This window comes from Paratractidigestivibacter sp., from assembly GCF_052362415.1.
Lineage (GTDB): Bacteria > Actinomycetota > Coriobacteriia > Coriobacteriales > Atopobiaceae > Paratractidigestivibacter.
Genome location: NZ_DAWEMK010000060.1, coordinates 1 through 8,658, shown reverse-complemented (window position 1 = coordinate 8,658; position 8,658 = coordinate 1). Strand labels below are relative to the sequence as shown.

The window sequence follows — 8,658 nt, the reverse complement described above, 5'->3', positions numbered from 1 at the left end:
TCTCGCGCACGAGGTCGCTCGCGGCGGTGATTTCGTCCTCGGGGACCTCAAGGTCCAGCTCGTCGTGGATCTGCAGGACGAGCTTCGAGCGCAGCCCCTCCTCGCGCAGTCGGCGCTCCACGCGAATCATCGCGATCTTTATGATGTCGGCGGCGGTGCCCTGCATGGGGTGGTTCATGGCGGTGCGCTCGCCGAAGGCGATGAGCTGCTTGTTCTTCTGCTGGAACTCGCGGATGTGGCGCTTGCGCCCGTACGCCGTGATCGCGTAGCCGCGCTCATGCGCGAGGCGGACCGACTCGTCGAGGTAGGCGCGGACGCCGGGGTACGCCTCGAAGTAGCGGTCGATCATCTGCTGTGCCTCCGCGCGCGGGATCTTGAGCGAGGACGCGAGGCCGAAGGCCTGCTGCCCGTAGACAATGCCGAAGTTGACCGCCTTCGCGCGGCTGCGGAGCTGCGGCGTCACCTCTTCGACCGGCACGCCGAACACGCGCGCAGCGGTCGCGGCGTGGAAGTCCGCGCCGGAGTTGAAGGCCGCGACCAGGTGCTCGTCGCCCGAAAGGTGCGCGAGCAGGCGCAGCTCGATCTGCGAGTAGTCGCAGGCGAGAAACACGCTGCCCTCGGGCACGGTGAACGCCTGGCGCACGCGGTGCCCGAGCTCGGAGCGCGTCGGGATGTTCTGCAGGTTGGGGTCGGAGCTGGAGAGGCGCCCCGTCGCGGTCACGGTCTGGTTGAGCGTCGTGTGGATGCGCCCGTCTCCGCGCACGAGGTTGGGCAGCGCGTCGAGGTAGGTCGACTTGATCTTCGCGCGTTCGCGATACTCGAGGACCTTCGCTACGATCTCGTGGTCAGTCGCCAGATCCGCCAGCACCTTCGCGTTCGTGGAGTAGAACCCGCGCTTGGTCTTTTTGAGTCCGTAGGTGGGGAGCCCCAGCACGTCGAAGAGCACGTGCGAGAGCTGTTGCGGGGAGTCGAGGTTGAATTCCTCCCCCGCCTCCGCCTTGATGCCCGCAACCATCTGGTCGATCTCGGCGCCGAGCTCGCGCGACTGCTCGGCGAGGATCGCCGGGTCGACACCGAGCCCCTCGCGCTCCATCTGCGCGAGGACGGGCAAAAGCGGCATCTCAACCTCGTCGAAGAGCCTCTGGGATCCGTCCGCCGCCAGACGCTCGCGCAGCGGCGAGACGAGCAGCCGCACACAGGCGGCCTCGATCGCGGCCTGCGGGAGCTCGTCGGTGGGCTCGGGCGCGTCGCAGCCGAGGTACTCCTGCGCAAGGACGGGGGCCGAGAAGTCGCTCTTGTCGGATTCGAGCAGGTAAGCCGCCACGCCGGCGTCGAAGATTCTCGCCGGGTCGACGTCGGCGGCGGCGAAGTTCTCCGGCTCGGAGGAGTCCAGCGGGCTCACCGCGTGGATAAGCGCCTTCACGTCGACGGAGGCCACGCGCCCCTCCGCGAGGAGCTGCCCCAGCGACGCCGTCGCGGCCGCGCCCTCGAGCTTGAGCAGGCCGCCTTGGGTGGAGACCCACAGCACGCGGCTGAGCCCGAACAGCGCGCCGGCGGCGCGATCATCCGCGGCAGCCGCGCCGACCCACTCTCCCGCCGTCATCGCGGACGTGAGGGCGGCGAGGGCGTCGTCGCCGCTGACGGGCTCCGTGAGGACGTCCGCGAGCGCTCCTGAAATGGACGGACCGGCGGCCGAGGCGGCGCCGGGGCCCTCTCCCGTCCCTGCGGCCTTCTTTGCGGCCATGACCTGCGACGCGTTCGCGCCGCCGAGCTTGGCGAGGCGCCCCGTCATGCCCGTGAAGCCAAGCGCGCTGAACGCGCGGACGACCTCGTCCACGTCGAAGGTGGGGAACTTCGCGTCGGCGAGCTCGATCTCGATGGGGGCATCCGTGCGGATCGTCGCCACCTTGCGCGAGAGCAGCGCGTCGTCGATGTGGGCGCGCAGGTTCTCGCCCATCTTTCCCTTGACCTCATCGGCATGGGCGATGACCTCGTCGAGGTTGCCGTACTGGACGATGAGCGCGGCGGCCTTCTTCGGGCCGATACCGGGGACGCCGGGGATGTTGTCGGACGAGTCGCCCTTGAGGCCGTAGAAATCGGGCACGAGCTCGGGCGTGATGCCGTGGTAGAGGTCGTCGACGGACTCGGGCGTCATGATGGCGACGTCGGAGACGCCCTTCTTTGTGCTGACGATCTTCACGTGCTCGGTGGCGAGTTGGTACATGTCGCGGTCGCCGGTGAAGAGCAGCATCTCGTAGCCGGCAGCCTCGCCGCGACGCGCGAGGGTGCCGAGGATGTCGTCGCCCTCCCAGCCCTCGAGCTCGCAGACGGGCACGTCGAGGGCGCCAAGGAGCTCCTTGACCATGGGGAACTGCTCGTGGAGGGCCGGGTCCATGGGCGGGCGCTGGGCCTTGTACTGGGGCAGCATCTCCATGCGGACGCGCGGCTTGCCGCGGTCGAAGGCGCAGATGACGCCGTCGGGCTTAAAGGTGCCGACCATCTTTATGAACATGTTGAAGAAGCCGAACAGCGCGTTCGTCGCACGGCCGTCCGGAGCCGACATCGGCTGGCGGATGGCGTGGAACGCACGGTGCATGAGCGAGTTGCCGTCGATGACGGCGATGATGCGGCGTTCCGCGGCGGGCTCGTTGGCAACCGAGGCGTTCTCGGCAGGGGTGTTCTCGGGCATGTGGTCTCCTCGTCGATCGGGTGGACCCCATTGTACCCGCGCCCCGGGGCGTAATACCGCGCGCCCTCGGGCCGGGCGTCGCGACGCGGGGCGGAAACCGCGCGTCCTCGGGCCGGCCGCCGCACCGCCTTTCGCGCGCCCTCGGGCAGTCCGCCGCGCCCCGGGGCGGAAACCATGCGCACCCTCGGGTCGGTCTCCGCTCCCCCCTCGCGCGCAGCCCCTTGGTTTCCGTCTCCGACGACTTTGGGAAACCCACCGCCAAAAAGCTATGATAGCGAGCGGTGCAACCGAACCCGTTTGGAGAGAAGCATGCAGGACTACACCGCCGACCTCGGCCTCGCCGACATCAAGCTGCTCGCCGTGGACATGGACCTCACGCTGTTGGCGGACGACGGCACCATGCCGGAGAACATGGCGGAGCGCATCGAGGCCCTCGACCGCGCCGGCGTCGTGTTCTGCCCCGCGAGCGGCCGGCCAGTCCCCACGCTCGCCATGGCGTTCCCGGAGAGCCGGGACATCATCGGCTTGTGCGGGGACAACGGCGGCAACGTCCAGTACCGCGGCGAGGCCGTCTACCAGGACCGCCTCAACCCCGCCCTTTGGCGAGAAGTCGCCGCTCGAGCCGACGCCGAGGGCGACAACGCCCAGGTCCTGTGCTGCTACGACCACGCGGTCTGCCTCGAGCGCGACCGCGCGCACTACGACGCCATATTCAAGTACTACAAAAACATCCGCTGGGTCGATTCCTACGATGAGGTCGACGACGCGACGAACAAGTTCAGCATGTATTACCCGGGCTACGACGCCGAACCCGCGTTCCGCGACATCTACCAGCCCGAGTTCGGGGAGAAGCTCTACGCCACGAATGCGGGCCGCGAGTGGATCGACTTCATGAACCTCGGCGTCTCGAAGGGCGCGGGCATCGCGCACCTCTGCGAGCACCTGGGCATCGACATCGCCGACGCCGCCGCGGTGGGCGACACCTACAACGACATCCCGATGCTCGAGGCCGTCGGCCACAGCTTCATCGTCGCCAACGCCGAGAAGCACATGGAGGCCCATGCCCGCTTCCGCGTGCCATCCAACAACGACCGCGGCGTCGCCGCCCTCATCGACGCGATCCTCGCGGCGAAGCAATAGCGCCCAGGAATCCGGGAGCGTCGGTAAAGCTGCACGAGAATGCGGGAGTGGCGGTATTTCTGCACCAGAATCCCGGACGGTCGCGTTTTCTGGTGAGAAGTGCCCTTCTTGCCTGCCATCGGGGGCGATGTTCACGAGAAACCGGGAGCGTCGGTAGCGCTTTCACCGGAATGCGGGAGTGTCGGTACCGACGCTCCCGCATTCTCGTGCAGCTTTACCGACGCTCCCGGAATCCCGCGCAAACCACCCGAGCAGTATCGCCCGGATCGCAAAGAGAGGGCGCTCGAAGCGTCAGCGAGGGGCGCCCGACGCCTGCGGCAGCGCGAATCGCACACAGCGAACGAGCGGCGAACCCCCGGGCGCTGAACAGCGGCGCAGGCGCCGAGGCACCCGCCGCGACTTGGCAGGCCGCGCGCCCCGACAGCCTCGCTGCAGCGCTACAGCACGTGGACGTCCTCGGGGCCGAACTTGACGAACGCCTCGGCCCCCACCTCGTAGATCTTGTGGTTCTTGGGGTTGAAGTCGGTGATCTTCACGAGCGTATTGCCGACCATGACCTGGTAGTTCTGGTAGTTGCCCATGAAGCGCGAGAGCGTGACGCGGCACGGCAGCACGCCCTCGTCGGCGAGCTTGGCCGCCTCGGGACGCAGGACGAGCACGCACTTATCGCCCTGCGAGAGATGCCCGATGCTGCCGACCTCCACGGGATGCCCCTCGATCGTGGCGACCCCGGACTCGCCGTCCTTCTCCGCGAGCGCGCCGCGAAGGAAATTCGACTCGCCGATGAAGTCGGCGACGAACTCGTCCACCGGGTGGTAGTAGACCGTGTGCGGGTCGCCCACCTGGTCGATGACGCCCTTCTTCATGACGATGATGTTGTCGGAGAGGGCCATGGCCTCGGACTGGTCGTGCGTGACGTAGATGGCGGTGATGCCGGCCTGCTGCTGGATGCGGCGGATCTCGTTGCGCATCTCGACGCGCAGCTTGGCGTCGAGGTTCGACAGCGGCTCGTCGAACAGCAGCACGCCCGGCTCGAGCACCAGGGCGCGCGCAAGCGCGACGCGCTGCTGCTGGCCTCCGGAGAGCTGATTGGTCATGCGGTCCTCCATGCCCTCGAGGCCGACCATCCCGAGGATGCCGTGGACCTTCTCGGTAATCTGCTCCTTGGGGAGTTTGCGCAGCTTGAGGCCATAGGCCACGTTATCGAAGATGTTGTAGTGCGGCAGCAACGCGTAGCTCTGGAAGACCATCGCCGTATCGCGCTTGTTGGGCGTGAGCTCGTTGATGGCCTCGCCGCCGAGGTAGATCTCGCCCTCGTTGGGGCTCTCGAAGCCGGCGATCATGCGCAGTATGGTGGTCTTGCCGCAGCCGGAGGGGCCGAGCAGCGTCACGAACTCGCCGGGCGCGATCTCGATGTTCGCGTCGTGCACGGCATAGAAGTCCTTGCCGGTCTTCGGGTCCTGGTAGATCTTCGACACGTGCTCGAGGCGCACGCCTTTCTTTTCCTTTGCCATGGCTAGTCCTCCTCAGACTGGAGTTTCTTGCTGGTACCGAAGTGCTTGATGGCGAGGTTCATGAGAAGAACCGAGCCGTACGTGATGGCGATGAGGATCGTGGCGAACGCGCACGCGATGCCGTAGTTGCCCTTCTCGGCGAACTCGTTGATTTGCACCGTGATCAGCAGGAACTGCGGCGTCACGAGCAGGATGATCGCAGAGATTGCGGTGATGGAGCGCACGAACGCGGTCACGAGGCCGCTGAAGAACGAGTCCTTGATCAGCGGCAGCGTCACGGTGCGGAACACGGTGAAGCTGTCCGCGCCCATGTCGTAGGCCGACTCCTCGATGGACTTGTCGATCTGGCGCAGGGCGCTGATGCCGGAGCGGGTGCCGGTAGGAAGCGAGCGCACGATGAACACGATAATCAGCACCGCCGCGGACCCGTAGATCCCCTGGAGGATGCCGGTGTGGAAGATGCCGCCGGAGAAGCCGCGGATGTAGCCGACACCCAGGACCGTGCCGGGGACCGCCATGGCGAGCATGCTCACGGCCTCGATGAAGCCCTTGGACCTGAAGTCGCGCTTGACCACGAGGTACGAGATGATCATCGAGAGAATCGCCGTTATGGGCGCGGCCACGAGCGAGAGCACGAACGAGTCGCGAAACGCCTGGAAGCCGTGGTACTTGGCGAAGACCTGCTGGAACCACTTGGTCGTCAGGCTGAAGTCATAGCCCCAGGTCTTGAAGAGCGCGCCGAACGGCACGCACAGGTACATGACGATGACGAAGACGGCAAGAAGCGAGCACGCGACGGTCAGCGGCAGGCGGACGGAGCGGTCCGTGATAAGCATGCGCTGGCGGCTCGCCTTGCCCGAGAGCGTGGCCGTGGACTTGGCCTCGAGGACGTACTTCTGGACCACGAACATGAGCAGCGTGATGCACAGCAGCACGACGGCCATCGCGGCGGCGCCCTGTTTGTCGTAGGCGCCGGTGATCTGCAGGTAGATCGTGGTGGCGAGGGTGTCGTAGGAGCCGCCGATGATCATCGGGTTCGCGAAGTCGGCGATGGACTCGATGAAGGTCACGAGGAAGGCGTTGCCGAGGCCCGGCAGGATCAAGGGCATGGTCACGGACGTGAAGACCTTCCAGCGGGAGGCGCCCATGTCGCGCGCGGCCTCCTCGAGCGAGGGGTCGATGTTCTTGAGCAGGCCCTTGAGCATCATGTAGCACACGGGGAAGAAGGTCAGCGTCTGGACGACGAAGATGCCCCAGAACCCGTAGACCGAGTTGTCGTAGATGCCCAGCAGGTAGCGGGTGATGATGCCCGATTTGCCGAAGAGCATGATGATCGAGAGTGAGAGCACGAACGGCGGCGAGACCACCGGCAGCATGGACACGACCTGGAACAGCCCGCTCATGAAGCGGGTCTTCAGCTTGACGTAGACCTCGACGTAGGCGAAGAGAAGCCCCACGAGCGCGCTCACGACCGAGACGAGGAACCCGACCGCCAGCGTGTTCGTGATCGCCGTGGTGAAGGACGGCATCGCGAGCACGCGGGCGAACACGTCGAGCGTGGGCCCGGACTCCGTCACGAAGGAATCAACGAGCAGGATGGCGAGCGGGTACAGGATGAACAGGGTGAGGAACGCGATCAGCACCACGATCGTCGTGACCATGATGGGGTCGCCCATCAACTTTTTTCTGTCGAGCGCCGCTCCTTGGTCCTTTGCCACAGCGCCTCTCCTTCCTTCACACGGACGCCGAGAAGAGCTCATGCCCTTCTCGGCGTCCCGGCTAGCTGCGTAAACGCGAGTCGCGCGTGCGGCGCGCTACTCGGTCTTGAAGCGGTCGTCGCCGCCGCCGAGGGCGTTCATGACCTCCTCGACGTACTCCTTCGTGTGCTCCTTGGCATCCTCGAAGTCGTAGTCCATGACGTTGTCCGGGTCGAGGCCGTAGTCCTTGGCGACCTGCGGCTGCTCGGCGTTGTCGATGACGAGGAACTGATAGGAGCCGTTCTGGGCCGCGAGCTCGACGCACTCCGGGGAAAGCGCGTACTCGATCCAGAGCTTGGCGGCGTTGGGGTGCTTGGCGCCCTTGAAGATGGCCGTGGCGCCGACCTCGCAGGAGGTGCCGGAGGTCGGGATCTGCAGGCCGATGTTCTCGTAGCCGTTGTCCACGATCTGGTAGATGCCGTCGTGCAGGAAGCCGAGGCCGATGGTGCACTCGCCGGTGCCGATGTTCTTGGACGGGCCGGAGCCGGACTTGGTGTAGACGGCGATGTTCTTGTCGAGGTCGACGAGCCACTTGATGCCGTCGTCGTGGCCGTACTTCTGGATGGCGGTGTTGATGATCAGCTTGGCCGTGCCCGCGGTGTTGTAGTTGGACGACCAGATAAGGCCCTTGTACTTCTCGTCCGTGAGGTCCTTGAAGTCCTGGGGAGCGTCGAGGCCCTTGCGGTCGAGCTCGTCCTTGTTGTACATGATGCCGAGCAGGCCGGTGTAGATGCCGTACCAGTTGCCGTCGGCGTCCATGTACTTGGGCTTGAGGATGTGGGTGGCGTTGTTGGCCTTATAGGGCTCGAGCAGGCCCTCTGCGGTCGCGACGTTGTAGGGATCGGTGGTGCCGCCGAACCAGACGTCGCCGGAGGGGTTGCCGTTTTCCTCCTCGATCTTCGCCTGGACCTCGCCGGTCGAAAGGCGCTGGTACTGGACCTCGATGCCGTAGAGCTCCTGGAAGTGGTTGCAGGCCTCGGCGAGGTAGTCCTCCTCGCAGGAGCCGTAGACGACGAGCGTGCCCTCGTCCTTTGCGGCCTTCACGAGGTCGTCGGGGGCACCGACCTTGTCGCCGGACGCGGCGTCGGAACCGGAGGAGGAGTCGGACTTGGCGTCGTTTCCGCCGCCCCCGCAGCCGGCGAGGCCGAGGCCTGCCGCGGCGATACCGGTGATGCCGAGGAAATCCCTACGCGTGACGTTGCTCATGTCGTCTTCCCTTCTATGCCCGCCGCGCTCATGCGCGGCATCCTTGCCGATGCTTATACCGCGTTTACACTCCCTTAATAATGCTCAAACAGCTGAACGGTAGCTGAGGGTCCGTGCCCGGTCGCGGCGGCGCGGCGTCACAAAGAAGCGCGCACACCGCCGCCTGGCTCGACCCGCCCACCGGCAACTCCGGCGGGCGTCCGGCGGGTACAATGCAGGAGTGCAAACCCGTCGAGAGGAAGCCCCCGCATGCCCGCCATCATCTGCCACCACATCTTCGGCGAGGACGCCGCGGCGACGCTGCCCGAGGGCATGGTCGTCGGCGAGGAGGAGCTGCTCGCCTTCCTGCTGG

The 8,658-nt window shown here is 66.2% G+C and carries 5 protein-coding genes; 1 reads left to right on the top strand and 4 read right to left on the bottom strand.

From position 1 onward, the window contains the following. Positions 1-2,689, bottom strand: a 2,689-nt coding sequence (gene polA, locus ACT84W_RS06915; protein WP_444328678.1) for a DNA polymerase I, incomplete at its 3' end; no start/stop codon positions are given. Positions 2,690-2,998: 309 nt separating this feature from the next. Here polA and ACT84W_RS06910 point away from each other — a divergent pair. After that, positions 2,999-3,829, top strand: a complete 831-nt coding sequence (locus ACT84W_RS06910) for an HAD family hydrolase (RefSeq protein ID WP_417575171.1) — start codon at positions 2,999-3,001, stop codon at positions 3,827-3,829. A gap of 437 nt (positions 3,830-4,266) precedes the next feature. Here ACT84W_RS06910 and ACT84W_RS06905 read toward each other — a convergent pair whose 3' ends face one another. The 3 genes from ACT84W_RS06905 to ACT84W_RS06895 all read right to left on the bottom strand — a co-directional run bounded on the left by ACT84W_RS06905 (position 4,267) and on the right by ACT84W_RS06895 (position 8,306). After that, on the bottom strand, positions 4,267-5,343 hold the full coding sequence (locus ACT84W_RS06905) for an ABC transporter ATP-binding protein (RefSeq protein WP_444328677.1): 1,077 nt from the start codon (positions 5,341-5,343) through the stop codon (positions 4,267-4,269). Positions 5,344-5,345: 2 nt separating this feature from the next. Beyond that, positions 5,346-7,061, bottom strand: coding sequence for an ABC transporter permease (locus ACT84W_RS06900; protein WP_444328676.1), 1,716 nt, complete (start codon positions 7,059-7,061; stop codon positions 5,346-5,348). Between the two features lie 96 nt (positions 7,062-7,157). Beyond that, positions 7,158-8,306 (bottom strand): ABC transporter substrate-binding protein, encoded by a 1,149-nt coding sequence (locus ACT84W_RS06895; RefSeq protein ID WP_444328675.1) that lies wholly within the window; start codon positions 8,304-8,306, stop codon positions 7,158-7,160. Positions 8,307-8,658 lie beyond the last annotated feature (352 nt).